The organism is Aeromonas sp. 601027 (assembly GCF_049174455.1).
Classification (GTDB): domain Bacteria; phylum Pseudomonadota; class Gammaproteobacteria; order Enterobacterales; family Aeromonadaceae; genus Aeromonas; species Aeromonas veronii_A.
In genome coordinates this window covers 119,198-143,919 of sequence record NZ_JAAKTN010000017.1, presented here as the reverse complement: position 1 = coordinate 143,919, position 24,722 = coordinate 119,198, and the positions used below count along the sequence as shown (strand labels likewise).

Annotated in this window: 25 protein-coding genes; 7 read left to right on the top strand and 18 right to left on the bottom strand. The window is 58.9% G+C overall.

Going from position 1 to position 24,722, the window contains the following annotated elements; all coding sequences use genetic code 11:
• Positions 1-582: 582 nt before the first annotated feature.
• From G5193_RS19530 to G5193_RS19520, 3 genes are all read right to left on the bottom strand, one after another.
• Entirely contained in the window at positions 583-1,629 is a 1,047-nt protein-coding gene (locus G5193_RS19530) for an NAD(P)H-dependent flavin oxidoreductase (protein WP_421206989.1), read from the bottom strand.
• Positions 1,626-1,904, bottom strand: coding sequence for a helix-hairpin-helix domain-containing protein (locus G5193_RS19525; RefSeq protein ID WP_158112850.1), 279 nt, complete (start codon positions 1,902-1,904; stop codon positions 1,626-1,628). Before G5193_RS19525 ends, G5193_RS19530 begins: the two co-directional genes overlap by 4 nt.
• A gap of 72 nt (positions 1,905-1,976) precedes the next feature.
• A complete protein-coding gene (locus G5193_RS19520; protein ID WP_158112849.1) occupies positions 1,977-2,618 on the bottom strand; it encodes a ribonuclease T2 family protein in 642 nt (213 codons plus the stop codon).
• Positions 2,619-2,815: 197 nt separating this feature from the next.
• On the opposite strand from G5193_RS19520, the gene G5193_RS19515 reads away from it, so the two are divergent.
• Positions 2,816-3,376, top strand: a complete 561-nt coding sequence (locus G5193_RS19515) for a carbonate dehydratase (protein WP_005335471.1) — start codon at positions 2,816-2,818, stop codon at positions 3,374-3,376.
• Positions 3,377-3,456: 80 nt separating this feature from the next.
• On the opposite strand, the gene G5193_RS19510 is transcribed toward G5193_RS19515, so the two are convergent.
• Positions 3,457-4,365, bottom strand: coding sequence for an SAM hydrolase/SAM-dependent halogenase family protein (locus tag G5193_RS19510; protein ID WP_421206986.1), 909 nt, complete (start codon positions 4,363-4,365; stop codon positions 3,457-3,459).
• A gap of 198 nt (positions 4,366-4,563) precedes the next feature.
• Between G5193_RS19510 and G5193_RS19505 the strand changes: the two genes are divergently transcribed.
• Positions 4,564-5,028 carry a hypothetical protein gene (locus tag G5193_RS19505; RefSeq protein WP_421206984.1) on the top strand — a complete coding sequence of 155 codons (465 nt, stop codon included), beginning with the start codon at positions 4,564-4,566 and terminating at the stop codon, positions 5,026-5,028.
• Positions 5,029-5,245: 217 nt separating this feature from the next.
• Positions 5,246-6,496 carry a DEAD/DEAH box helicase gene (locus G5193_RS19500; protein ID WP_421206982.1) on the top strand — a complete coding sequence of 417 codons (1,251 nt, stop codon included), beginning with the start codon at positions 5,246-5,248 and terminating at the stop codon, positions 6,494-6,496.
• Between the two features lie 83 nt (positions 6,497-6,579).
• Here G5193_RS19500 and G5193_RS19495 read toward each other — a convergent pair whose 3' ends face one another.
• Together G5193_RS19495 and G5193_RS19490 are read right to left on the bottom strand one after the other, a co-directional pair.
• On the bottom strand, positions 6,580-7,851 hold the full coding sequence (locus G5193_RS19495) for a hypothetical protein (RefSeq protein ID WP_421206980.1): 1,272 nt from the start codon (positions 7,849-7,851) through the stop codon (positions 6,580-6,582).
• A 215-nt stretch (positions 7,852-8,066) separates the two neighbouring features.
• A complete protein-coding gene (locus G5193_RS19490) occupies positions 8,067-8,831 on the bottom strand; it encodes a CphA family subclass B2 metallo-beta-lactamase (protein ID WP_368173579.1) in 765 nt (254 codons plus the stop codon).
• An 816-nt stretch (positions 8,832-9,647) separates the two neighbouring features.
• Between G5193_RS19490 and G5193_RS19485 the strand changes: the two genes are divergently transcribed.
• Positions 9,648-10,892: an RES family NAD+ phosphorylase gene (locus G5193_RS19485; RefSeq protein ID WP_421206978.1), complete on the top strand. Its 1,245-nt coding sequence runs from the start codon at positions 9,648-9,650 to the stop codon at positions 10,890-10,892.
• Between the two features lie 188 nt (positions 10,893-11,080).
• On the opposite strand, the gene G5193_RS19480 is transcribed toward G5193_RS19485, so the two are convergent.
• The gene (locus tag G5193_RS19480; protein WP_421206976.1) at positions 11,081-12,784 is read right to left on the bottom strand and encodes an amidase; all 1,704 of its coding nucleotides are present in this window, start codon (positions 12,782-12,784) and stop codon (positions 11,081-11,083) included.
• A gap of 125 nt (positions 12,785-12,909) precedes the next feature.
• Positions 12,910-14,007 carry an agmatine deiminase gene (gene aguA, locus G5193_RS19475; protein WP_421206974.1) on the bottom strand — a complete coding sequence of 366 codons (1,098 nt, stop codon included), beginning with the start codon at positions 14,005-14,007 and terminating at the stop codon, positions 12,910-12,912.
• 156 nt (positions 14,008-14,163) lie between these two features.
• On the opposite strand from aguA, the gene G5193_RS19470 reads away from it, so the two are divergent.
• The gene (locus G5193_RS19470; RefSeq protein ID WP_421206972.1) at positions 14,164-15,117 is read left to right on the top strand and encodes a LysR family transcriptional regulator; all 954 of its coding nucleotides are present in this window, start codon (positions 14,164-14,166) and stop codon (positions 15,115-15,117) included.
• Between the two features lie 467 nt (positions 15,118-15,584).
• Positions 15,585-15,929 (top strand): endonuclease domain-containing protein, encoded by a 345-nt coding sequence (locus tag G5193_RS19465; protein ID WP_139406923.1) that lies wholly within the window; start codon positions 15,585-15,587, stop codon positions 15,927-15,929.
• Between the two features lie 49 nt (positions 15,930-15,978).
• On the opposite strand, the gene G5193_RS19460 is transcribed toward G5193_RS19465, so the two are convergent.
• Positions 15,979-16,545 (bottom strand): TetR/AcrR family transcriptional regulator, encoded by a 567-nt coding sequence (locus G5193_RS19460; RefSeq protein ID WP_421206971.1) that lies wholly within the window; start codon positions 16,543-16,545, stop codon positions 15,979-15,981.
• A gap of 199 nt (positions 16,546-16,744) precedes the next feature.
• Here G5193_RS19460 and G5193_RS19455 point away from each other — a divergent pair, with 199 nt between their 5' ends.
• Positions 16,745-17,782 (top strand): alkene reductase, encoded by a 1,038-nt coding sequence (locus G5193_RS19455; RefSeq protein WP_421206969.1) that lies wholly within the window; start codon positions 16,745-16,747, stop codon positions 17,780-17,782.
• Between the two features lie 114 nt (positions 17,783-17,896).
• On the opposite strand, the gene rpoS is transcribed toward G5193_RS19455, so the two are convergent.
• The 9 genes from rpoS to ftsB form a co-directional block, all read right to left on the bottom strand.
• Positions 17,897-18,880, bottom strand: a complete 984-nt coding sequence (gene rpoS / locus G5193_RS19450; protein ID WP_005335504.1) for an RNA polymerase sigma factor RpoS — start codon at positions 18,878-18,880, stop codon at positions 17,897-17,899.
• Positions 18,881-18,925: 45 nt separating this feature from the next.
• Complete coding sequence (locus G5193_RS19445; RefSeq protein ID WP_139733639.1) at positions 18,926-19,993, bottom strand: LysM peptidoglycan-binding domain-containing protein; 1,068 nt, start codon at positions 19,991-19,993, stop codon at positions 18,926-18,928.
• A gap of 9 nt (positions 19,994-20,002) precedes the next feature.
• Complete coding sequence (locus tag G5193_RS19440) at positions 20,003-20,584, bottom strand: YqaA family protein (RefSeq protein WP_021229508.1); 582 nt, start codon at positions 20,582-20,584, stop codon at positions 20,003-20,005.
• Positions 20,581-21,198 (bottom strand): protein-L-isoaspartate(D-aspartate) O-methyltransferase, encoded by a 618-nt coding sequence (locus G5193_RS19435; protein ID WP_005335507.1) that lies wholly within the window; start codon positions 21,196-21,198, stop codon positions 20,581-20,583. Before G5193_RS19435 ends, G5193_RS19440 begins: the two co-directional genes overlap by 4 nt.
• 7 nt (positions 21,199-21,205) lie before the next feature.
• Positions 21,206-21,967 (bottom strand): 5'/3'-nucleotidase SurE, encoded by a 762-nt coding sequence (surE, locus tag G5193_RS19430; protein WP_005335515.1) that lies wholly within the window; start codon positions 21,965-21,967, stop codon positions 21,206-21,208.
• Positions 21,948-23,006 carry a tRNA pseudouridine(13) synthase TruD gene (truD, locus tag G5193_RS19425; RefSeq protein ID WP_421206966.1) on the bottom strand — a complete coding sequence of 353 codons (1,059 nt, stop codon included), beginning with the start codon at positions 23,004-23,006 and terminating at the stop codon, positions 21,948-21,950. Before truD ends, surE begins: the two co-directional genes overlap by 20 nt.
• Positions 23,006-23,482: a 2-C-methyl-D-erythritol 2,4-cyclodiphosphate synthase gene (gene ispF / locus G5193_RS19420; protein ID WP_005335518.1), complete on the bottom strand. Its 477-nt coding sequence runs from the start codon at positions 23,480-23,482 to the stop codon at positions 23,006-23,008. Before ispF ends, truD begins: the two co-directional genes overlap by 1 nt.
• A gap of 146 nt (positions 23,483-23,628) precedes the next feature.
• A complete protein-coding gene (ispD, locus tag G5193_RS19415; protein ID WP_021229511.1) occupies positions 23,629-24,321 on the bottom strand; it encodes a 2-C-methyl-D-erythritol 4-phosphate cytidylyltransferase in 693 nt (230 codons plus the stop codon).
• Positions 24,314-24,631 carry a cell division protein FtsB gene (ftsB, locus tag G5193_RS19410; protein WP_005335520.1) on the bottom strand — a complete coding sequence of 106 codons (318 nt, stop codon included), beginning with the start codon at positions 24,629-24,631 and terminating at the stop codon, positions 24,314-24,316. Before ftsB ends, ispD begins: the two co-directional genes overlap by 8 nt.
• Positions 24,632-24,722 lie beyond the last annotated feature (91 nt).

The following is a 24,722-nucleotide window of genomic DNA, read 5'->3' as shown; positions in this document are numbered from 1 at the left end:
CCATGATCAAACTCTTCAATTTAAGTTTGGTTGCTTCGAAAAGCGGCTCAATGAATTGCTGAATTAACTGCTGCAACATAAAGTTGCTTTGGTCACTTCATCAGACATTGAAAATCAAAAATTGTTTTGATGCTCGATGCTGTGAGTGCCCACACAGATTGCTTGATTCAAATTGTTAAAGAGCGATGCAACAGAGTGTTGCTGCGGGAGTGAAATTCTACTCAACCGCCTTCTCGAGTCAAGCCTTATTTTCAAAGGCTTTTCGAGGTTATCGACTCGGCTGTTTGCGTTGCCGCTTGCCCTGTCGATGTGGCGCATTATAGAGATCCAGCTCACATTGACAAGGCTTTACCGCAATAAAATTGCAAAAAAGTGCAATTTCTTGGTTATTCATATTAACACACAGCCTTTATACAGACTTATCCACAACCAAGGGTGAAGTGAGGACGTTTTACACCGGATAAATGCCTTACAAGGGTACTGGCCTGGCACTCATCCACCATTGCCGCACTGTCGCGTCTAACGCGCAGCGCCCTCGACATCTTCTATATAAGAAGGCCTATGAGGAATATATAGAAGCGCTTATCCCAATCCAGCCTCTTTGACCCAGCACGCCATCAGCTCACCAGCGGGAAGATCCCGGCAGCCCGATACATCCTGCCCAGCCCAGAGCGGAGAGAAGCCACTATCCCCCGCCTTCTCGGCGGCGACGCGCAGCGGGGCCAGTGCGCCACTGGCATAGGGGAAGTGAGGGGCAAGATCCGAGATCGGGCCCAGCTCTTTCATAAGACGGTTGACGATCCCCCGCGCCGGACGTCCACTGAACAGATTGGTCAGTGCCGTCTGCTGGCCCTCTGGTGAATGGATGGCGGCGCGATGCAACGCCGAGGTGGTCGCTTCATGGCAGCAGAGAAAAGCAGTGCCCATCTGCACGGCGCTCGCCCCCATTGCCAACGCGTTGGCGATCCCCTTGTCATCGACGATACCGCCAGCGGCAATCACCGGCAGATCGGTCACCGCGAGGATCTGCGCCAGCAGGGTCAAGGTGCTCTGCTGCAAGGCGAGATCCTCAGAGAGGAAATGACCGCGATGGCCGCCCGCCTCCAATCCCTGAGCGATGATGGCGTCGGCACCGTGCTGGGCAAGCCATACGGCCTCCGCCACCGTGGTGGCGCTGGCCAAGACCTTGGCCCCCGCCGCCTTCACTTGGACAAGCAACTCGGGCGCGGGCAGGCCGAAGTGAAAGCTGACCACCGCCGGTCTGAACTCAGCCACCATGGCGGCATGTTCCCCATTGAAAGGTGCACGGCTTGGCGCCGTCGTAACAGCTGGGGGCTGTACGCCGAACTCGGCATAGTAGGGAGCAAGGCACTGCTGCCAGCGGGCCAGTACAACGGGATCCGGTTCCCGTTGCCGATTGCAGAAGAAGTTGATGTTAAATGGCCCAAGACCACTTTGGGCAAGACGCTCCAGTTCGCTGCGCAGCTCCGCTGGCGTGAGCATGGCGGCAGGCAAGGAGCCCAAGCCGCCCGCACGGGTCACGGCCAGCGCCAGCTCGCAGCCCTGCACACCGGCCATCGGTGCCTGAATGATGGGATAACGCATCCCCAGTTCGCTAAAGAAGCTCATCCATTCATCCCACTTGTCGTATCGGCGACCAGATGTGCACGGGCCAGCGCAATGGCGCCGTCGATGGCACTGCGCGCCTGCGGGCTGTTCTGCCAACAGGTCGAGCCCAGCATGCTGGCTACCCGCTGGACAATATGGGTGGTGTCGGCCTCGGCCAATCCGGCCAGGGTATGGTAGCCAAGCTGTTCGATCCGCTCGATAACCGTCGGCCCCACTCCTTTCACCCCGAGCAGCATTGCCCGCTCTTGCGGGCCAAACCGGTTGTTGCCATCCATCTTTCAGACTCCTTTCCGATAGCTGTGGTTAAACATCAGGCCCGCAAGGGGCCTGATGGAGAGAGTGAAGGCTTAACGCACGCTGCGCAGCAGGAAGTCCGGCTGACCACAGGAGCGACGCTCACGCTTTTGCATTTCGGCGGAGCAGGTGACCGCATCCGTCCCCTCTTTATTGACGCAGATGTAGATCTCCCGCAGGAAGCGGCCACCATCGGCGCAAGCCACCGTGATGTTGTCGGGCGCCAGCCACTGGTTGGCGCTCGCCAGATCGGCCTTGAGCTGGAAGGTGCTCTTGCGCAGCGGCGCTTCCGGGGATTGATAGGCCACCGGGATCTTCACCTTCTGGCGCAGATCGCTAGCCAGCTGATGGAAGGCCTGCTGGCTCAGACCGGAGCAGGTACCGTGCTTCTCCCACTCATGGCGATAGAGGAAACGGCTGGGGTAAAGGTCGGCAAACTCGCTCTCCATATCGGGATCGAGCCGTTCGCGGGTGCAACTGCTGGGATAACCGCGATCGTACTGAGGCCAGAGACCGTGCAGCACGAACCCCAGCTTGCGGGAACACTGGTCCCGATCCGCCGGTTTGACGGCGCAGTGCTCGGGCGACCAGGAGAGCGCCATGGCGTAATAATCAAACTCCCCCGCCTCCCCTTTGGCCTGTGCGGCCGAGGAGAGCAACAAACCACCCGCCAGCAGGGCAATCATCTTCTTCATCTATATATATCCATTTCAACCAACTCGGGAATGGCTGCAATGCTCCCATATTCCAGCGCGCGGAAACAGTGCTCCCGCCAAGGCTTGCGACAAGGGTCAGACCACTTCGGGGTTTCACCGGATAATAACGAGGCGTAAGCTGGCATCCTGGCGCCGGGTGCGCCACCGCATCATTTCAAGCAACCACAGGATGTAACATGATCCGCAAGAATCCCTCCGGCCATCTGCCTGTCATCGACGAATCCGCCTATATCGACAAGACCGCCATCATCTGCGGCAAGGTGATCATCAAAGAGAATGTCTTTGTCGGCCCCTATGCGGTGATCCGTGCCGACGAGGTGGATGAGAGTGGAGATATGGAACCCATCGTCATCGGCGCCAACTCCAATATCCAGGACGGGGTGGTGATCCACTCCAAATCCGGCGCCGCCGTCACCATCGGCGAGTACACCTCCATCGCCCACCGCTCCATCGTCCACGGACCGTGCGAAGTGGGAAACCGGGTCTTTATCGGCTTCAACAGCGTGCTGTTCAACTGCCATATCGGTGACGGTGCCGTGGTGCGTCACAACTCGGTGATCGATGGCTGCGATCTGCCGCCGGAGTTCTACGTCCCCTCCACCACCCGCATCAACCAGCAGAGCGATCTGACCCATATCCCGCGGGTTTCGGTAGATGCCGCCGAGTTCTCCGAGGACGTGGCCCACACCAATATCGATCTGGTCAAAGGGTACAAGGCGCTCTCCAACGAGTTCTGAGCCCTTTCTTTATTACCAGAGAACAAAACGGGCGCCGAGGCGCCCGTTGCTGTTTCTATTTCTACTTATATATGTGCGGGTCAGGAGCACTTCTTCAGGCTTATATGCCAGTTGGCGCCGGATTGCACCTGATGCTTGGCGGCGAAGCTGTCCATGTTCAGCGCCACCGACACCTGCAGCAGGCTGTTGAGGTAGACCAGCGGCTGACCTTCCGGCACGTCACCGAAGCTGCTGACGTAAGGGGCCTTGCCGTCATATTTGACCACATCCCCTTCGCGGATCTTGATGCAGGCGTTATCTCCCTTGTTGATCCCCGCCTTGGTCAGCAGGGCATCATCGATATTGGTCCAGACGTTGCCGTACTGCACATCGAGGATCGGGATGGTGCCCTTGAGGGTGCCATCCTTCTCGGCTACCGCAGGCTGATAGGGGATCTTCACCACTTCGACGGGCAGCAGCGGGCCGACCTGCTCGTAGCTGATGGCGCCGGAAGCGAGCCGCGCGCCGGTATAGGCGTACACATCGCGGCCGTGGAAGGTGTAGGACTTCTCGGAGCCCTTGAGGCGGTTGAGCTTCTCATCAATCTGGCGCACCGCCTCGATGCCGAAGTGCTCGGCCACCAGGGTCAGGGTGCCGTTGTCCGGGGTCACGATGTAGTGGCCGCTCCTGGTCTTGAGCACTACTGACTTGCGCTCGGTGCCAACACCGGGATCCACCACGCTGACAAACACTGTGCCCTTGGGCCAATACTGCAGAGTCTGGTAGAGGCGGTAGGAGGCTTCCCAGATGTTGTAAGCCGGGATCTCGTGGGTCAGGTCATAGAGCGGCAGGGTGCGATCCACCCCGAAGGCAACCCCCTTCATGGCCGATACGGCACCATCTTTGAGGCCGAAATCGGTCTGGATCACCAGCGCTTCGTTGGCGGCGGCGATGCCGCTTGCCAGCATGAGGGCGAGCGCGATGGCGCGGGGAGCGGTGCGAATATCCATATCTGAACTCCTGAATCATCTGAGGATAACGAAACGGCGACAGCCATTTAGACATCCAGACTGCCACCAATGGATTTTTTTGCAAGGGGTTTGCAACAAAGTGAGGGACGACTCGCAGAAATTGTGCTCGCCAAACGTCGGCGACGGGGGTATCAAAGGCAGAATGGGAAAACGTTTACAATACAGGAGCTCAGCACCATGACACAACCCGTACCGGAGATGATGACCCTGCTGCTGGAGATTGGTGAACAGAGCAGTCAGCTCTGGCTGAGCCAGCCAGAAGCGGCCCCGTCACACTACCCGCTGGCCTTTGGCACCCACGCCATCCAGCCCGGACCGTTTCGCCACGCGCCGCCCACCCCGCTCGAACTGGAGCGGGCCATCATGGTGGTGGAGGATGAGCTGATGCGCATCGCCCCGCAGATCCCGCCCGGCTTGCAGCTGACCCTGCGCAGCCAGCCGTCGCTGGCCGAAGCGCTGGGGGACAACCAGATCGACCGGGATCTGGTGGAGCAAGCCTTTGGCCAGCTGGCCGCGATGGCGGAAGGGGATCCCCTCGCCGCCAGCTTGCTGCCCCGCGACGAGCACTTTGCCGCCGTGCTGCTGATCGTCAGGGAGTGGCTGCACCATCTGGCCAGCGAGAGCGTGCTGATTGTGGAGTAGAGTCATGGCGGATGTCCCTTGCACTGCCGACTCGCGGTAAAACAGGAGCGCGGCGACGAGGTCCTGCGCCACCGCCATGCACGGCATGCAAAACCGGGAGCTATGCGCCCTTGCTCATCATCGCCTTCTGCCGCGCCCCCTGCTTCTGTTACCATCGCGGCCACGATCACTCACTGCATCGTGGCCGCAGGCCGCGATAACCCCGACTGGTGCCCCTATGTCCACAGCCTCCTTTGCCGAACTGGCCCTCTCCCTCCGCTTGCAGCAGACCCTGAGCGAACTGGGCTATGCCGCCCCCACCCCCATTCAGGCTCGCGCCATCCCCGTCATTCTGGCGGGGCGGGATCTGATGGCGGGGGCACAGACCGGCACCGGCAAGACCGCCGCCTTTGTGCTGCCGCTGCTGGAGCAGTTGCTGGCGCAGCCACAAATGGAGTCCCAACGCCCGATCCGGGCGCTGGTGCTGGTGCCGACCCGCGAGCTGGCGGTGCAGGTCGCCGAGAGCGTGGCGCGCTACGGCCAGGGAACCGGTCTCACCAGCACGCAAGTCTACGGCGGGGTGAGTATCGCGGCGCAGGTGGAGGCGCTTCAGACCGGGGTGGATATCCTGATCGCCACCCCGGGCCGTCTGCTCGACCATCTGCGTCAGGGGGCCTTGAGCCTTGATAGCCTCCGCCATCTGGTGTTTGACGAAGCAGACCGCATGCTCGACATGGGCTTTATGGACGAGATCAAGGCGCTGCTCAAACAGATCCCGGCGGATCGCCAGACCCTGCTCTTCTCCGCCACCTGCGACGACAACCTGTTTGCCCTCTGCAAGGTGCTGCTGCGTGACCCCGAGCTGATTGAAGTGGCACCGCGCAACACCACGGCGGCTGAGGTGGAGCAGCGGGTCTACACTGTGGACAGCGATCGCAAGCTGGCGCTGGTCGAACACATGCTGAAAGTGAAAAGGTGGGCACCGGCGCTTATCTTCAGCCGCACCCGTCAGGGGGCGGACAAACTGGCCCAGCAGCTTGGCAAGACGGGCATCAATGCGCTGGCCTTCCACGGCGATCTGTCGCAAAGCGCGCGGGAAAAAGTGCTGCTGGAGTTTCGCGCCGGCACCCTGCAGGCGCTGGTCGCCACCGACGTGGCGGCCCGCGGCCTCGATATCACGGATCTCAACTATGTGATTAACCTCGAGTTCCCGTTTGTGGCAGAGGATTACGTCCACCGTATCGGTCGCACCGGCCGTGCCGGCAACAAGGGGCTCGCCATTACCCTGTTCAGCCCGGAAGATGCGCCGCTGCTGGAGAAGGTGGAAGCGGTACTCGACACCCGTTTGCCCCAGCAGTGGTTCCCCGGCTTTGAGCCGGATCTCACCCGCTTCGAGCCCGAGCCGCGCCGCAATAGCAAGGCGGCTCAGAAGCAGCGCGCCAGAAAGCAGGCCCTCGCAGGCAACAAGGGTGGCAAGGGCAAGCGTTAAGCCTGCCCTGCGCCGCCAATAAAAAACGCCCGCACGGGCGTTTTTTGTTATCTGACAGGGGCCAGCTCTTGGCGAGTCACACCCTAACGGGTCGCCAGCACCAGTGGCAGGGATCGCAAGATCTGCCGCTCCGCCAGGGTCGAGAGAATAAACATCACCATATAGCCAAGCCCCAGCGCCACGATAATCGCCACCACGTTGGCGGTGAATTCGGCCACCAGATAGTAGGCCGCAATCAGCGCCACTATGCCTGCCAGCCGGATCAGCAGGCTCTGGGTAAAGTGGCCGTGAGCCTTGATATAGGCGAGCTGATAGCCGTTGAGCATCATAAAGATAAAGAAGATAGAGAAGTGGAACAGCACCGGCACCGCCCCCACGTAGTCAGCGGGGAAGAACAACAGCACCAGCGGCTTGCCCGCCAGCAGCATCAAGCCAAAGAAGGCCAGACTGACGATGGCGGAGAGGCGGAAGATCCAGCGGCGGATCATCCTGATCTGGCGGTGATCGCCATTGCGCAGATTGACCGCCAGCTCCGGCAGCACAAAGCGGTAGATGGGGAAGACAAACAAGGTGGTCATATAGGTGAAGATGGGGCGCACCACCACCTGAAAATCCCCCAGCTCGTCGATGCTGAAGTGGCGGATGGTGAGCAGCACAGTGATGTAGATCATCAGGATACTGGCCCCCGCCTCCAGCGAGGCGGTAAAGCTCTTCTTCACATAGCTCACCATCTCGGGGCCGAGCGCCACCTTGGCCAGCGGCCTGGTGGCGATGGCCCGACGACGCGAAACATACATATAACCGGCGATGGCGAGTGACGAGAAGGTCAGCCCGTAGAAGAGTGAAGCGAGCGCATCCATCCCGAGCCCAAAGTAGCAGGCCATAAACAGCAGACCGTTGGCCAACGGCTCCAGCCAGGTGACCCGGTTGGAGAGCTGATACATCCGGTACATGGCCACCAGATTGGTGAAGTAGACCTTAAGCCCCAGCCCGAAGATGACCCCCACCAGTTGCAGATACTCCACCCGGATATGGAGCCCGTGCTTGATATAGGGGATCACCGCCCCCCAGGTGAGCAACACGATGCCGATGAGGAAGTAGCGAAAGATATTGATGATGTCCCGATCGTTCTTGGTCTGGGAGTAACTCACCACCATGGAAGAGCGAAAACCTGTCATCAGGATAAAGGAGAGGGAAATCAAATCCACCACGCTGTTGAACAGCGCCAGCTCTCCCTTGGCGACCCACTGCGCCAGCCACACCTTGAAGGCGAAGCCAATAACGATGCTGACCAGCGAGGCCCACATCCCGGTGATAAAGGCCTGCTTGAGGCGCGCGAGAGAGGCGTATTGCATAACGAAAATGGATAACTTTCAGGGAAAAGAGAGAGGGCCATCTTATGAAAGCCTCCCGCCCTTGAACAGCGTTAATGCCACGCACTCACAGCCACCAAAAAAACCGCAAACGCAAAACCCCCGCTTATTTCCTGAAAGCGGGCGTTTTGTGGTGTGCCGTTATGGCTGCTGATTGCAGCAATGGCAAGGCTTGCTGCCAGTCTGTCGCTCAACCCTTATGACTGCGGCACTGCCTTGATCAGCTCTTCATAGTGATCAATCAGCTCGGGGCCGTGCAGCGGCGAGTCGTGGCCGCCAATCACCGTCTTGATCGGCAGCTTCATCGCTTTGAGCCGCTCGATGGTCTGCGGATAGGCCTTCACATTGGCAAAGCTCAGGTTGCCCAGCTTCTCCTTGAGGATGCAGTTGCCATAGAGCACCTGCTCATCGGGGAAGTAGACAAAGATGCCGTCCGGCGTATGGGCCGGGCCCGCGTAGAAGGCGCGCAGCTTGCCCTCTTGCAGCGTGAAGTCACCATCGTGCACCACGTTGGGCAGCACCAGCGGCAGATCCGGGTACTCCGGCAGCCCCTTGCGGGTAAAGGCGACAATCTCGGCCCAGTCGCTCTTCATCAGATCCCGGGTCTGGCGCGTCGCCACCACCTTGGCCCCGATGGACTTCCAGTAGGCGTTACCGCCCGCCCGATCGGTGTGGTAGTTGGTGTTGATCACCTCCAGCACCGGCTTGCTGCTGACCCGTTTGATCAGCTTGTGCAGCTCGCGGGCAGTATCCGGCGTCCAGGTCGCCCCCACTACCGTCACCCCCTTGGCCCCGAAATAGACCATGGAGTTCTCTTTGACGTAGTAGTTGTCCTCCACCACATAGACAGGGCCGCTCACCTGCTTGAGCTCGATCCCCGCCGCCCGCACGCTGCCGCCCCAGAAACTCGCCATCAGCACCACGGCCCCGGCCAATCCACACTTCATCCAACCTTTCATCATCTTGCTCCCTCGAACCAACCGCCCCCTCGCCACCCCTGTGGCAAGCCGGGCCTTTTAAGCAGTGGGCATAAGATATGGGGGATTTGTGAGGGGAAAATGAGGCTGTGTGAAGAGAAGGTGAAGTCAGGTGGAATTCAGAAAAAAATCAGGGGGAGATCGACTGCGAACCACGACAAAGATGGCGATTGGCGGTGCGCAGAGTGGAGAGAGGTAAAGGCTCAAAACGAAACGACAACACAGATAGCAGCCCCTCACCCTAGCCCTCTCCCGAGGGAGAGGGGATGACCCGTGCCAATTCCAAGCCACTCATATTCACCCGCACCACAGAGCCAACGCATAATCAGCGGAGCCTGTTTGCCCCCTTCTCCCCTTGCGGGAGAAGGGCTGGGGATGAGGGGGAGGTAACAATAAGCCACATCATGTAGGGTCGATTAGCGCAGCGTAATCGTCCGCATACCGCCACGCACCGAGTCATGGCAAGGCCAACAGGAAACTCTGAATATCACCTGCTTATCGGCCACGACCTGTTCGCGATCGTCCGAATACGCTTCGCTATTCGAACCTACGGCCCTGAAATGTGATCTGGGACGGTATCTCAGGGAGTGATTATAAATTAATAAGATAGTACCATTGTGAAATATTTAAAGAATTATCTTTGGTATTTAAACTATGTCTTGTGAGAAATTTATTTGCTACAAATGCGTGAGTGAAGAATATATCAGTAAGTTTATCAAAACAAATGGTGAAAACATCCATAGATGCAGCTACTGTAAAAGCAGGCGTAAAACAATCCCACTAGATGACTTAGCAGAACCTATGCATAATGTATTTTCACTATACTATACATGCAGGACTAATGGAGATTTATATTATGGATGTGTGTTTGGTGAATCAGCAGAAGAAGTGATTTATGAATGCCTTGGCGTAGATGATGAAATCCAATCAGATCTTCATGAAGTTCTGCAAGAAAATTACAATGACCGTTATGACGGTACAATCACATACGATGATGATTTTACTTACAAGAGAGCTCATCATTTAACAGAAGAGTTAGACGTCAAATGGGAAGAGATTAAAACATCATTGCAGAGTGAAGCTAGATTTTTCAATTCTCATGTAAAAGCCTTCTTTGAACAGATATTTAGCGATCTTGAATCACATATAACGCATGACGGCAGCAATGCGATAACTTACATTGATAGTAATACTTCATTATTTAGAGCCCGAGTATTTGATAGTCTAGATAAAGTTGAGAATGCCTTAAAACATCCTGAAAATGAATTTGGACCACCACCTCATCAATATGCTACATCAGGTCGAATGAATGCACAGGGAATACCTGTTTTCTATGGAGCTATGTCTTCTGATATAGCGATTGCAGAGGTAAGGCCTGCCGTAGGTAGTTATGTTGTTGTTGCTCAGTTCAAGCCAGTAAGGCCACTACGGATACTAGATATATCTGCTTTAGACAAATTAATACCGTCAACGGATAGTCTATTTGATCCTGCAACGACCGAAAAACTCGCAATATCATCATTCTTAAAAAGATTATCATATAAGCTCACCATTCCCATTTCAGGGGCGAGAACAGATAGCGAATACTTGATAACTCAAGCTGTGTCTGAATATCTCTCCGTTTCTGAAGTGAATGCTCTTGATGGTATAAAGTTCAAATCAACTCAAAAGGCAAGCGATGAAAATAGCAATGAGTCTAGCTACAACATAGTGTTATTCACTAAGTCATCTGCTGTAGCTGGCGCTGAAAACAAAAAAACAGAGTATGCAGTTACAATGTACGAATACGATTACGATGATGACTCATATCATCAATATTTATCTCCTGAGATATGTAAAAAAGAAGTAAAAACCAAAAGAAAACATTTCTATGGCATAGATACAGAGGAACAAACCAATATATCTTTGCAGCTAGACATTAATTCATTAGCCATACATGAAATAAAAGGCGTTACATATCAACATGAAGAGCATAAAATTAAAATTGGCAAGACAATAGAAAAAAACGATCAAAATGACTCCTTCGATGAGGAGGATTTATTTTGATAAGAACTAACAACTCATATCAAGAAACAAAGAAACCACTTTAATTTAAAAATAGTAACTTTATTATAAATTGAGTTTATGTTGTAGATAACTGTAAATATTCTTATAAAGAAAAACCACCCGCAAATTACGGGTGGTTTTTTCCATTATCTCAGAATGAACCCGAGATATTTAACTCACAATACAAATCAAACTAACGGCGGCGTGCGTGGCGGTACCATACGCTTGCTGCCGGTGGACTCGAAGGCCGAGGCAAAGCGCAGCAGGTTGTTATCGTCATAGGCGCGACCGGCGAAGGTCAGGCCCACCGGCATGCCGATATCGGCCATCACCCCCATGGGGACGGTAACGGTCGGCACGCCGAGGTGGCGAATGGCGAGGTTGCCGTTGGCAACCCAGATGCCGTTGCTCCAGGCGATATCGGCGGAGGCCGGATTCACATCCGCATCAGCCGGGGCGACGTCGGCAACGGTCGGGAACAGCACGGCGTCGAGCTTGAGCCTGTCCATCCAGTCTTCCAGATCCAGCTTGCGAGTCTTCTCCAGACCACGCAGGCCGTCCGGCACTGTGGGGATCTCGTCCCAGGATTTCAGGCCGCGCTTGGCCATATTGACGTACTCGTCCATGCCCGCCGCCAGATCGCCCTCGCGGTTCGGCAGGGTGCCCGGGTCGTGGGGGAAGATCTTCGGCCCATCGACATCCTCAAGCTTGTTCAACTTGGGATCGCCGTTGGCGCGCAGGAAGTCGTCGAACGCCCAGCCGGAGAGCTCCCACAGCTCGTCGTTGAGAAACTCCGGGCTCACGATGCCGCGATTGAACACGGTCGGCGCGCCGGGTCGATCCCCTTCGCAGTTGGAAACCAGCGGGAAGTCCACTTCGATAACTTCGGCGCCAGCGGCTTCCAGCGCCTTGCGCGCATCTTCCCAGAGGGCGATCACGGTCTCGCGGGTATGGATGCGCTGACCGGTCGGGCCGCCGATGCCGGGATTTTCGCTGGTACCGGCCAGTTCATCCTTGTTGATAAACATGCGCGGCACGCCGAGGCGCTTGCCCTTGAGGGCATCGGCCTTGGCAGCCAGATCCAGATAGGAAGCCGGACGCACTTCAGAGGCCTTGGGCAGCTGCACCCAGGGCTGCATACGCCACAGATCGCCACGGGTCTCGGCATCGTCGGCGACCACTACGTCGAGCACTTCCAGCAGATCATTCATGGTGCGGGCATAGGGCACCACCACATCCATGGTCGGAGTCAGCGGCCAGTTGCCGCGCACCGAGATGACGCCACGGGACGGGGTGTAGGCACACAGACCGTTGTTGGAGGCAGGGCCACGGCCGCTCGACCAGGTCTCTTCCGCCAGACCGAAGGCGGAGAAGCTGGCGGCGGTGGCAGTACCGGCGCCGTTGGAAGAGCCGGAGGCAAACGGCGCGGTCAGGTAGTCGGCGTTGTAGGGGCTCTCGGCACGGCCATAGATGCCGCGCTGCATACCACCATTGGCCATTGGCGGCATATTGGTTTTGCCAAGGCAGATGGCACCGGCGGCGCGCAGGCGCTCAACGGTAAAGGCATCGCGCTGGGCCACCAGATCCTTGAAGGCCGGGCTGCCGGAGGCGGCGGTCAGCCCCTTGACCAGATAGCTGTCTTTGGCGGTGTAGGGGATGCCGTCGAGCGGGCTCAGGGTCTCGCCACGGGCACGGCGGGCATCGGAAGCCTCGGCTTCTTTCAGCGCATCGGGATTGGCGACCACCACGGCGTTGAGTTTGGTGGCAGTCTCGGGGCCGTTGTAGGCCTCGATCCGGGCCAGATAGGCCTTGACCAGTTCGACCGCTGTGGTGCGGCCTGATTCGAGCGCGGCACGCAGCTCGGCAATGGAAACCTCGGTCACTTCGATCATTTTGATCTCCTGTAAAAGGGTGACTGTTTGTCATGATGATCGCCGCATCAGCGCCTGCGACCATCACACCATCAAGAGATAAAACCCCACTGAGTGGGGTTTGGAATACTCACCGGAACCGGTTCTTATTTGCCGGAAGGGATCTGCTGGGTAATGCAGTGAATATTGCCACCGCCCAGCAGGATCTCGCGGGCCGGCACGCCGACCACGGTGTGCTCCGGGAAGATCTCTTCCAGAATGCGCTGGGCTTCACCATCGGTGGCGGCATCCAGCAGCGGATAGACGATGCGATCGTTGGTGATAAGGAAGTTCACATAGGAACCGGCCAGACGGCCTTCTGCCTCGCGCGGCACACCGGTACCGCTCTCGACACCGGCAGACTCCTCTTCAGTGCAGAACAGCGGGCCCGGCTGGGGCAGCTTCCACACTTTCAGCTTGCGACCCTTGGCATCGACCGCCGCTTCCAGCACCTTGAGGGCGGCCACGGAGCGGGCGTACTGGGGATCGTTCTGGTCGTCAGTCCAGTGCAGGGCCACTTCACCCGGACGCACGAAGCAGCACATGTTGTCGATGTGGCCGTCGGTTTCGTCCATGTAGACGCCTTCGTCCAGCCAGATAAAGCTGGTGACGCCCAGATAGTCGCGCAGGTACGCTTCGATCTGCGCTTTGGTCAGGTGCGGGTTGCGGTTTTCGTTGAGCAGGCACTCGGCGGTGGTCAGGCAGGTGCCTTCGCCATCGACGTGGATGGAGCCCCCTTCCAGAATCAGCGGCGCATCGTAGCGAGCCATGCCGTGCTGGGCCAGCATCTGGGCTGCGACCTCTTCATCCTGATTCCACGGGTAGTAGAGACCGCCCTTGTGACCGCCCCAGGCGTTGAAGCCCCAATCCACCCCACGGCACTCGCCGGCCGCGTTGGTAACGATGGTCGGGCCGGTATCGCGGGCCCAGCAGTCATCGCTGTTCATTTCGACCAGAGTGACGTGAGCGGGCATGATGGCGCGAGCCTGCTCCATAAACTGGGCCGGTACCCCCATAAAGACTGGGGTGGCGCCACCGATGGCATCCGCCACCTTGGCGAAGGTCTCTTGCGCGAAGCGACCGGCTACGCGCCAGTTGTCCGGGCGAAACGGCCAGATCATCCAGACGGCCTGCTGGTGTGCCCACTCGGCGGGCATGGTGAAGCCGTCGGCGGCCGGCGTGGAGTTAATGGTCTTGATGCTCATCGCAAGGCTCCTTGCATGGATTGAGGCCCCCGTTTACGCCAGATGCGACGCGGGAACCCGGAAAAATAACAGTGGGTCGCAGATTAAGACGTTGCGCCCCCATCCATCAAATGAATAGGATGGATTGTCCCATAAACACGGCGAATAATCCCCCCCATGAAACTGCACCAGCTCGACCTCAATCTGCTGCTCGCGTTTGACGCCCTGATGACGCAGGGCAGTGTCACCCGCGCCGCCGAAGCGCTCTTTATCAGCCAGCCAGCCATGAGCCACTCCCTTAACCGGCTGCGCACCTTTCTCGGCGACCCGCTTTTGGTACGCACCCCGCTGGGGATGCTGCCGACCCCGCGCGCCCAGCGGCTGCACCTCGGGGTGCAGCAGGCGCTGCGGCTGCTGGAGCAGCAGCTCACCGAGGAAGAAGAGTTCGAGCCGAGCCAGTCGAAGCGGCGCTTCGTGCTTTGCACCACAGATTACGTGGAGTGCGTGCTGATCCCGCCGCTTATTCAGCGGCTCAGACGGCTGGCGCCGGGGGTCACCATCGAGATCTGCATCCTGCGCGACACCCTGCCCGAAGCCGAACTGGCAAGCGGCGAGATCGATCTGGTGCTGGGCTTTGACGAGTACATGCAGGTGCCGGGGTATCTTGGCAAGGAGACCTGGCTCACCGAGCCGCTGGCCGGGCTGGTGCGCGCCGATCTGCCCATTGCCAAATCGGCACCCACCGGCGCCGAGGATGACCCCTCCCAGTGGCAGGAGCGCATCACCCTGCCGCAGCTCATCGCTATGCCCCACGTGTTCCACTCGCCGCTGGGCACCTCGGAGGCGAGCCTCGACCGCTATCTGAAGAGTCAGGGCTTTAGCCGCACCATCTCGGTCAACAGCCAGAGCTATATGTCCGCCGCAGCCATTGTCAGCCAGAGCGATCACCTGCTGGTGCTGCCCAGCATGGTGGCCGAGCTGCTTGCCACCCACTGGCCGCTGAAAAGCCTGCCGCTGCCCGCAGACGTGCCGGATTACCACCTAAACTGCGTCTGGCACCCCGTTCATGCCCAGCAACCCGCACTGGTATGGCTGAAAGATTTGATGAAGGAGCTGGTGGGGCCGAGGTGAGGCCGCAGCGTCTGGCATACCCCATCGGCGCATACGCAACAACCGGCGCAGGTGTGGCTCAAGGATTTGATGAAGGAGCTTGTTGACCGACCATGATGCCCAAACCGAACCTCGATCAATTCCCTCTCCCTCTGGGAGAGGGTTAGGGTGAGGGCTGCTCCTGCTCCATCCCCTCATCCCCAGCCCTTCTCCCGCAAGGGGAGAAGGGAGCTGATCCAGTACAATCGGCAACATCACGGGTAACCAACTAGCAGGGCAATGCCCATCCACTCATCAGCTCATCAGCTCATCAGCTCATCATTACCAAACACAACGATAGCTCGGTTGGGGTCAACAAATCCTGACAGCACCTAGATCTGTTCCCTCTCCCTTTGGGAGAGGGCTAGGGTGAGGGGACGCAATATCCAACCGGTAAACACAAAGGAAGCTGGCTATATCTACAGGGCCAAACAGAACTGGAGCCCTTTATGGAAAGCAACCGCTTTGCCAAACGACTGAGACGTGATGCCACGCTGGCAGAGCAGAAACTGTGGCAACACTTGCGCAATCGCCGTCTGGCGGGAGTGAAATTTCGCCGCCAAATGCCCATCGGCCCCTATGTGGTGGATTTCATCAGCCTTGAACAGGGATTGATCATCGAAGTGGATGGTTCGCAACATGGAACACTAGCGAACCAGATGCATGATGAGGCTCGGACAGCCTATCTCAATCAGCAGGGATTTCGGGTGATACGAGTGTGGAATAACGATGTACTGGGCAGGCTCAACTCCGTGCTGGATTTTATCCTGTTCTCATTACGTCAATCCGATTGACCCCTTCCCCTCAATTCAAAAAGCAAAAACGGAGAAGGGGAAACCTAACTTACGCCCGCAGGGCCCGCATCAGCTGGGCGACTACGTCGTCGAGCAGGGGGCGATCGGGGCAGCACTGGGCGAAGGTGACCAGCCCTTGCAGGTTGATCAGCAGCAGGGCGGTGAGGGTGTGGATATTGCTATCCGGGGCCAGTTCACCCTTGGCCTGCGCCTGCGTCAGCAACTCGGCCAGATCCTGCTCCAGCTCGCCGTAGATCCCCTTGACCCGCTGGGTCAGCTCTTCATCCTGCTCGCTCAGCTCCATCATGGTGCGGGTCACCAGACAGGTGCCGCAGAGCGCCTCCCCCACAATCCGGTCGAGATAGGCAGCAAGGCCCGCCAGCGGGCTCGGGTTGTCGAGCAGGGAGCGACGCAGGGCTCGCTTGCTCTCCACATAGTGATCGACAGCCGCCAGCAGCAGGCCGCGCTTGTTGCCAAAGGCGCCGTAGATGCTGCCCGGATGGAGGCCGGTGGCGGCCACCAGCTCCTGCATGGTGGTCTTGGCATATCCCTTGGCGCGAAACGCTTCCATGGCATTTCGCAGTACCTCGTCCCGATCAAACTCGGCTATGCGCATGGTTCCTCCCGTGGGAAATGGTTCACCGGCAAGGGGCAACAGGGCCCGCCGATAAAGAGTGGCTGGAAAGGGCGGCAAGTTTACCCCAGCCGCCCGCTCGGGCCAACCTTCTTGAACGCGCATTCAAAAAAAGCTTGCGCCCGACGCAAAAAACGTCTTGAATGCACGTTCAAGAATAACCCGTTCAGGACAACCTATCATGAATACCCTGTTTCAGCCGTATCGACTCAATGACACTCTGACCCTGGCCAACCGTTTCATGATGGCCCCGCTCACCCGCTGCATGGCAGGCCCAGGTCTGGTGCCGACCGAGCAGATGGCTGCCTATTACGGCCGCCGCGCCGACATCGGCCTGATTGTTTCCGAGGCCGTCATCATCCGCCCCGACGCGCAGGGTTACCCCAATACCCCGGGCCTCTTCACCCAGGCGCAGATCGATGGCTGGAAGAAAGTGACCAGCGCCGTACATGCCAAAGGCGGCAAGATCTTCGCCCAGCTGTGGCACGTCGGCCGCCTCTCCCATCCCTTCTTCCATCAGGCTGAAGTGCTGGCCCCCTCTGCCGTGGCGCACGAGGGCACTGTGCCCCGCATGCGCGAGCTGACCTATCAGGTGCCGCGTGCCCTGACCGAGGCCGAAATCGCCCAGCTGGTACAGGATTACGCCCAAGCCGCTGCCAACGCCATCGAGGCGGGCTTTGACGGGGTGGAGATCCACGGTGCCAACGGCTACCTGATCGACCAGTTCCTGCACCACTCCACCAACCTGCGCAGCGACAACTACGGTGGCAGCCCGGAAAAGATGAGCCGCTTCGCGCTGGAAGTGGTCGATGCCATCAGCGCCCGTATCGGTGGTGATCGGGTAGGTATTCGTCTCTCCCCGGGTGCCTATGTCCATCTGGCGGGCAGCCCGGAAGATCGCGCCGTGTTCGACTACCTGCTGGGCAAGCTGAACGATCGCTCGCTGGCCTATATCCACCTCGGCATCTTTGATGACAACCTCACCTTCGATTATCTGGGTGGCCGCGCCTCCGACTATCTGCGCGCCCACTACAAGGGCAATCTGGTCGGTGTGGGCAACTACGACGCCGAGCGCGCCGCTACGGCCATCGAGGCTAACCGCTTCGATCTGGTGGCCATCGGCCGTCCGCTTATCGCCAACCCGGACTACCTCACCAAGGTGAAGAAGGGAGAAGCGCTGGTGCCCTACGCCGACACCATGCTGGCTGAGTTGGTATAACCACGAAGCCATCGCCAGACGACAGGCAATAAAAAACGAGGGGAGCTGTTGCTCCCCTCGTGCTATCTGGCTGATGCGCTGATCAGTTGGTGCGGGCTTAATTGGTGCGGATGCTTAATTGGTACGAAATAGCGCCTCGATGGAGAGCCCCTGACTCAGCAGGATCTCTCTCAGACGGCGCAGCCCCTCGACCTGGATCTGGCGCACCCGCTCGCGGGTCAGGCCAATCTCGGCCCCCACATCCTCGAGGGTAGCCGGCTCATAACCCAGCAGACCGAAACGACGGGCCAGCACTTCCCGCTGCTTGGGATTGAGCTCCTCCAGCCAGTGCACGATGCTGCTGCGCATATCATCTTCCTGTGACTCCAGCTCAGGCCCCATGCCACGCTCGTCGGAGAGCACATCCAGCAACGCCTTGTCGCGATCGCCACCGATGGGGGTGTCCACCGAGGTAATCTTCTCGTTGAGTTTGAGCATGCGGTTCACGTCATCCACCGAACGATCCAGCGCGAAGGCGATATCCTCGGCGGTCGGCTCGTGATCGAGACGGTGAGAGAGTTCGCGCGCGGTGCGCAGGTAAACGTTTAACTCTTTGACCACATGAATGGGCAGACGGATGGTGCGGGTCTGGTTCATGATGGCCCGCTCTATGGTCTGGCGGATCCACCAGGTGGCATAGGTGGAGAAACGGAAGCCGCGCTCGGGGTCGAACTTCTCGACCGCACGGATAAGACCGAGGTTGCCCTCTTCGATAAGATCCAGCAGCACCAGGCCGCGGTTGTTGTAACGACGGGCGATTTTCACCACCAGTCGCAGGTTGGACTCGATCATGCGCTTGCGGGCGGCTTTGTCACCTCGCAAGGCACGACGGGCGTAGTAGACTTCCTCTTCGGCAGTGAGCAGCGGGGAGAAACCTATCTCCCCCAGATAGAGTTGCGTGGCATCCATCACCTTGTTCAGCTCAGGTGCCAGCAACTCATCGGAGATAGTCTCGTCCGCCTCGGCGGCTACCTCCTGCAACTCTTCTACCTCGTGAGATTCGGGTTCAGCGTCAAACTCTAACTCTGCATCCTGCATTACCAGTTGTTCTTGGCTCATGGTGTGTCTCCCTGACGTTACCAGAGTAAGACGGTCTCTCTGGGGTTAACGCTTTGGCAAATAGCTCATCGGATTGATCGACTTGCCTCTGTACCGGATCTCGAAATGCAATCGCACATCCGGCGCGTCCGTGCTACCCATGTTGGCAATGACCGAGCCCCCCTTGACGCTGTCCCCTTCCTTCACCCGCAACTCGTCGTTGTGTGCGTAAGCGGAGAGATAGTCATCATCATGCTTGAGGATAATCAGCTTGCCATACCCCCTTAAAGCACTGCCAGCGTATACCACTTTACCGCTGCTGGCGGCGTAGACGGGTTGCCCCTTCTGGCCGGCTATGTCGATCCCCTTGTTACCCTGTTCTGCAACAGAGAACCCCTCAACAATCCGGCCTTTTGCGGGCCAGTGCCAAGCAAGTCTCGACTGGGAGTTGTTTATTTTTTGTTCTTTGGACTGAGCGTATTCCTTCGGTGCTGCCGGAGCAACGGATTTCTGAGAGATGAACGGCGTGGTCTGACCAGATCCGCTCGGCTCGGCCAACGGACGCGGACCGCTGCTCGGACGGCTCACGGCCACCGGTGTCACAGTTGCCGGACGAGTCGCAGCTACCATCTGGGTCGAACCGCCTGCGGTCTGGACATTGAGCACCTGACCCGGTTGCAGCGCATAGGGGGCGCTCAGGTTGTTGCTCTGGGCCAGCGCCTGCGGTGTCATGCCGAACTGGCGGCCGATGCTGCTCAGGGTATCGCCGCGGCGCACCTCATAGGTACCGGCACTGCGGCTGCTGCCAACACTGGCGCTGGAACCATCGAGTCGCAGTCGCTGCCCCGGATAGATGTTGTAGGGCGGGCTGATGTTGTTGAGGCTGGCCAGCGACGGCACGTCATTGCCGGAGTTGAAGGCGATGGAGTAGAGGGTATCGCCCCGCTTCACCACATAGCTGCCGCCCTGAATGGGGGCGCTGACCTGGGCACCGCTTTGGCGAGCCGGAATGGTCGAGACAAACTGCCCCTCATCAACACCATCTACCGGAGCTGCATTTTTACTGGAGGAGCAGGCAAGCAGCAGCCATGACAACACCACGACACTGCTTCCTTGCCAAATACGCGAACGCATAATGGATCCTTAACGACTAAACCAGAAATAGGCCACCACGGCCAGACCAATACAGAGCCAACCGAGCACATCTACATAGTGCATCAGTTTGCGTTCCATCTTCTCGCCACCCCAGCGCATCAGGCCCGCAACCAGGAAAAAGCGCATGCCACGACCGATGAGGGAGGTGATGATGAAGGGCAGCAGAGCCATTTGCAACAACCCTGCCGTCACGGTAAACACCTTGTAGGGGATAGGGGTGAAGCTGGCAATGAAAATGACCCAGATCCCCCACTGCTCAAACCAGTTGCGAGCGATTTCGATCTTGTCCTGATAGCCCACAGACTCCACCAGTGGCAGCACGACCGGATCCCACAGGGCATAGCCAAGGGCATAGCCAAACAGGGCGCCCAGCACAGAGAAGAGGGTCGCCAGCGTGGCGTAGTGCCACGCCTTGTGGGGCTTGGCGAGCGCCATCGGTGCCAGCATCACGTCCACCGGGATCGGCCAGAATACCGACTCGATGAAAGCGGTGATGGAGAGATACCAGGGGGCATGCTTGTGGCGAGCCCACTGCATCACCAGTACGTACAAACGGGAAAACAACTTCACTCAACATCTCCGTCAATCAGGGGAACAAAGCGTACCGGCTCCAGAATACGGCTGGTCAGCTGGGATCCGGATCGTTCGATCAGTTGCAGGGTCTGCTGGCTGTCACCCACGGGCAACACCAGTCGACCCCCTTCGGCCAGCTGATCGGTGAGCGCCGTCGGGATCTCGCTCGCCGCGGCCGTCACCAGAATGGCATCATAAGGCCCCTTGTTGGGCCACCCCAGCCAGCCGTTGCCGTGCTTGGCCGAGACATTGTGCAGATCGAGCTGGCGCAGTCGGCGCCGGGCCTGGAACTGCAGCGACTTGATCCGCTCAACGGTATACACATGCTCCACCAGATGGGCGAGGATCGCCGTCTGGTAGCCCGAGCCAGTGCCAATCTCCAGCACATGGGCCGGATTGTTTTGCATCAGCAACTCGGTCATTCGCGCCACCATATAGGGCTGCGAAATGGTCTGGCCGTGGCCAATGGGCAGGGCGGTGTTGTCCCACGCCTTGTGCGCCATGGCCTCGTCCACAAACAGCTGGCGCGGCACTTTCGCGATGGTCGCCAGCACGCGAAAATCGCGAATATCCTGCGCAATGAGCTGATTTAACAGGCGCTGTACTATCACACCACCCTCATCCCTGCAGATCTAACCAGGCCCCCAGACCGGCGAGACTGTCGTAGGCAGTCATGTCGATGGTCAGAGGGGTAATCGAGACATAGCCCTGCTCGATGGCAGCAAAATCGGTGCCTTCACCGGCATCCTGCTGGCTACCGGGAGGGCCGATCCAGTAGATGGGCTGGCCACGGGGATCCTCGGTGCAGATCACCGACTCCGCCCGGTGGCGATTGCCAAGGCGGGTGGTTTTGATCCCCTTGATCTGCTCAAGGGGCAAGTCCGGCACGTTGACGTTGAGGATCTGATCGGCAGGCAGGGGGTGTTTCATCAGCCCCTTCACCAGCAGGGCCGCATAGTGGGCAGCCGTGGCGAAGTGGGTCTTGCCTACCAGCGAGATGGCGATGGAGGGGTAGCCAAGATGGCGCCCCTCGGTGGCCGCGGCGACTGTGCCCGAATAGATGACATCATCCCCCAGGTTGGCGCCGTGGTTGATGCCGGCCACCACCATGTCGGGTTCAGGACGCACCAGCTCGTTGACCGCCAGATGCACGCAGTCGGTCGGCGTGCCCTTCACCGCATAGCTCTCGCACCCATTAAAGCCGTTTTCTGCAATGCGGGTAACCCGCAGCGGTACTTCCAGCGTCAGGGAGTGACTCGCGCCGCTGCGGTTGCGATCCGGCGCCACCACAATGACCTCGCCGCAGGCGCGCAGCGCCTCGCTGAGGGCACGAATGCCCTCGGCATGCACACCATCATCATTACTGACCAGAATTCGCATCGGTCTGATTCCTGAAACCGTGATCGGCCTCTTCGGCCTGCATTAACTCGCGCACCACGCTGGTGGCAAACGCGCCCGCCGGCAGGAAGAAGGAGAGGGTCAGCGCCTCGCCGTCCAGCTGCCAGCTCATCTGCTCCGGCTTGAGCAGCAGCGGGCGCCTGTCCTGATCCAGCCCGGCTTTCTCCAGCCCGTCACACCAATCGCTGTAAGGGGCCAGCACGCCCTGTTCGAACTCGGCAGCGGCGCCCTGACTCGCCAGGCGGCCACGGCCCCACTGGGGCGCGGTAAGCTGCACGTCGCCGGAGGCAAGACGCGCTTCCAGCTCGGGGGTCACGCTCTCTTCGCTGAAGATGGAGTGGCTGCCCTTGAGCATCACGCAATCACCGGCCAGCAGCTGATGAGCCAGCCCCTGCTCGATACGGGCGCTGACAATGGCGTTGAACAGCATGCTGCGGGCGGCAGAGAGGTAGAGGGAACGCTTGTTGCGATCCTTGATCCGCTTGCCGGCAAACATCGCCTTGGCCGCTTCCAGGTTGTTGCCATCGCGGCCAAAACGCTGCTCACCATAGTAATTGGGCACGCCCTGAGTGGCGATGGCCTCCAGGCGCGCTTCCAGCCCGTCGGCCTGTTCCAGACCGGTGAGACGCAGGGTGAAATGGTTGCCCTTGAGGTAGCCGACCCGCAATTTGCGGTTGTGACGCCTGGCTTGCAGGATCTGGATGCTGTCGCTCTCGATAACCGACAAGTCCGGTTCGGCCTTGCCCGGCAGGTGAATGCCGAACCACTGCTCGGTCACCGCGTGACGATCTTTCAGGCCCGCCCAGGTCACCGCATTGCGGTTGACTCCGGCCGCATCGGCCAGCAGACCCGCCACCCAGGCGGTGTTCTCGCCGGTTTTGCGCACCCGGACGAAGATATGCTCCCCTTCACCGCAAGGCTCAAAGCCGAGATCTTCATTGACCACGAAGTCGGCGGCCTCGGCCTTGAGGATACCGCGGGCTGTGGGCGCCCCGTGCAGATAGGCAAGTTGTTCCAGCATTATTGTTTCACCAGTAGGACGACGGCTTCGGTGGCGATCCCTTCCTTGCGCCCCGTAAACCCAAGCTGTTCGGTGGTGGTCGCCTTGACGTTCACCCGGTTCAAATCACATTGCAGATCGGCGGCCAGCACGGCGCACATGGCGTCGATATGGGGGGCCATTTTGGGGGCCTGGGCGATGATGGTCACATCCAGGTTGCCGATGGCATACCCCGCCTTCTGTACCCGGGCAAAGACATCCCGCAGCAGAATGCGACTGTCGATCCCCTTGAACTCGGCAGCGGTATCGGGGAAGTGGCGACCGATGTCACCGGCACCGATAGCCCCCAGCAGGGCATCGCTTACCGCGTGCAGCACCACATCGCCATCGGAGTGGGCAACCAGCCCCTGCTCGTAGGGAACCGGCACGCCACCCAGCATGCAGGGACCAACACCACCAAATTTATGAACATCAAAACCATGACCAATGCGCATCATCAGCGGCAACCTCCCAACATGCTGAAACCAACCCCATCAATTTTGTGTACGTCCACACCATGTCCAATCAGGATCATGCTAACTCCTTGTTCGGGCCTGTTTGTTCGAGACGCTCTGCTCTGAACGGTCTGTTCTGACTGAGGGGCTTATGCCTGCTGGCTTAAAAACAGCCCCGCCAGCGACAAGTCTTCCGGCCGGGTCACTTTGATATTGTCGGCGCGCCCCTCCACCATCCGCACCGTAAATCCGGCCCGCTCCATGGCGGAGGCCTCGTCGGTGATGGTGGCGCCCAGCAGCAGCCCCTCCTCCAGCGCCCGTTTCAGGGCACGGGTCGGGAACATCTGCGGCGTCAGGGCATGCCAGAGCTGCTCGCGCTCGACGGTAGCGATGATATTGCCCTCCCCATCGGAGCGTTTCATGGTATCGCGCACCCGACTGCCGAGAATGGCACCGCCGCAGTTCATGGCCGCGGCAATCAGCGCATCGAGATCGCCGTGAGTCAGGCAGGGGCGGGCCGCATCGTGCACCAGCACCCACTCCCCTTGCGCCACATGGAGACCATTGAGGACGGAAAAGGCGCGCTCGGCGCCTCCCTCTACCCGCACAATCCGCGGGTCGGCCGCCACGGGCAGGGCCTCGAACCAGCGGTCATGGGGCGCCAGCGCCACGATCACCTGGGCGATGGCCGGGTGGGAGAGCAGCCGCTCCAGGGTATGTTCGAGAATGGTTTTACCCGCCAGTTGCAGGTACTGCTTGGGGCAATCGGCCCCCATCCGGCTGCCGATACCGGCGGCAGGGACGATCGCCGTCAGGCCGGATACCCGGCTGGCATCAGTCATCGTAGGGCTCATCGTCCGGCGCTGTCTCTTTGTCTTTCTCTTTGGGGATGATCCGGTAGAAGGTCTCCCCCTGCTTGATGTAACCCAGATCGTTGCGCGACAACTCCTCGATGGCCTCGAGGCCAGAGGTGAGATCATCTATCTCGCGGTAAATGAGGTCGTTACGATCCTTGAGAGTCTGGTTGTCCCGCTGTTGCTGCGAGATGGCCTCCGACAGGTTCTGATAATCGGATAGCCCGTTCTTCCCCAGCCAGAGGTCATATTGCAGTCCCCCCAGCAGGAGGATCAGGATCAGGGTGAATAGCCGCATGCACTAGGTCTCCTTCAGGCGGCCTAGTGTCCCATATTCGGTGCCAAGACAAAAGAAAGCGAGCACCTGGGAGCCACCGGCCGAACATAAA

Excerpts from the sequence above, each read along its gene's own strand:
- aguA (WP_421206974.1), bottom strand. The coding sequence starts at position 14,007 with ATGAGCATCAAGACCATTAACTCCACGCCGGCCGCCGACGGCTTCACC.
- G5193_RS19445 (WP_139733639.1), bottom strand. The coding sequence starts at position 19,993 with ATGCGTTCGCGTATTTGGCAAGGAAGCAGTGTCGTGGTGTTGTCATGG.
- G5193_RS19505 (WP_421206984.1), top strand. The coding sequence starts at position 4,564 with ATGACACAACCCGTACCGGAGATGATGACCCTGCTGCTGGAGATTGGT.
- surE (WP_005335515.1), bottom strand. The coding sequence starts at position 21,967 with ATGCGAATTCTGGTCAGTAATGATGATGGTGTGCATGCCGAGGGCATT.
- G5193_RS19500 (WP_421206982.1), top strand. The coding sequence starts at position 5,246 with ATGTCCACAGCCTCCTTTGCCGAACTGGCCCTCTCCCTCCGCTTGCAG.
- truD (WP_421206966.1), bottom strand. The coding sequence starts at position 23,006 with ATGCTGGAACAACTTGCCTATCTGCACGGGGCGCCCACAGCCCGCGGT.
- G5193_RS19510 (WP_421206986.1), bottom strand. The coding sequence starts at position 4,365 with ATGGATATTCGCACCGCTCCCCGCGCCATCGCGCTCGCCCTCATGCTG.
- G5193_RS19465 (WP_139406923.1), top strand. The coding sequence starts at position 15,585 with ATGGAAAGCAACCGCTTTGCCAAACGACTGAGACGTGATGCCACGCTG.
- G5193_RS19520 (WP_158112849.1), bottom strand. The coding sequence starts at position 2,618 with ATGAAGAAGATGATTGCCCTGCTGGCGGGTGGTTTGTTGCTCTCCTCG.
- G5193_RS19530 (WP_421206989.1), bottom strand. The coding sequence starts at position 1,629 with ATGAGCTTCTTTAGCGAACTGGGGATGCGTTATCCCATCATTCAGGCA.
- G5193_RS19455 (WP_421206969.1), top strand. The coding sequence starts at position 16,745 with ATGAATACCCTGTTTCAGCCGTATCGACTCAATGACACTCTGACCCTG.
- G5193_RS19485 (WP_421206978.1), top strand. The coding sequence starts at position 9,648 with ATGCATAATGTATTTTCACTATACTATACATGCAGGACTAATGGAGAT.
- ispF (WP_005335518.1), bottom strand. The coding sequence starts at position 23,482 with ATGATGCGCATTGGTCATGGTTTTGATGTTCATAAATTTGGTGGTGTT.
- G5193_RS19480 (WP_421206976.1), bottom strand. The coding sequence starts at position 12,784 with ATGATCGAAGTGACCGAGGTTTCCATTGCCGAGCTGCGTGCCGCGCTC.
- G5193_RS19525 (WP_158112850.1), bottom strand. The coding sequence starts at position 1,904 with ATGGATGGCAACAACCGGTTTGGCCCGCAAGAGCGGGCAATGCTGCTC.
- G5193_RS19460 (WP_421206971.1), bottom strand. The coding sequence starts at position 16,545 with ATGCGCATAGCCGAGTTTGATCGGGACGAGGTACTGCGAAATGCCATG.
- G5193_RS19470 (WP_421206972.1), top strand. The coding sequence starts at position 14,164 with ATGAAACTGCACCAGCTCGACCTCAATCTGCTGCTCGCGTTTGACGCC.
- G5193_RS19490 (WP_368173579.1), bottom strand. The coding sequence starts at position 8,831 with ATGATGAAAGGTTGGATGAAGTGTGGATTGGCCGGGGCCGTGGTGCTG.
- ispD (WP_021229511.1), bottom strand. The coding sequence starts at position 24,321 with ATGACTGATGCCAGCCGGGTATCCGGCCTGACGGCGATCGTCCCTGCC.
- rpoS (WP_005335504.1), bottom strand. The coding sequence starts at position 18,880 with ATGAGCCAAGAACAACTGGTAATGCAGGATGCAGAGTTAGAGTTTGAC.
- G5193_RS19515 (WP_005335471.1), top strand. The coding sequence starts at position 2,816 with ATGATCCGCAAGAATCCCTCCGGCCATCTGCCTGTCATCGACGAATCC.
- ftsB (WP_005335520.1), bottom strand. The coding sequence starts at position 24,631 with ATGCGGCTATTCACCCTGATCCTGATCCTCCTGCTGGGGGGACTGCAA.
- G5193_RS19495 (WP_421206980.1), bottom strand. The coding sequence starts at position 7,851 with ATGCAATACGCCTCTCTCGCGCGCCTCAAGCAGGCCTTTATCACCGGG.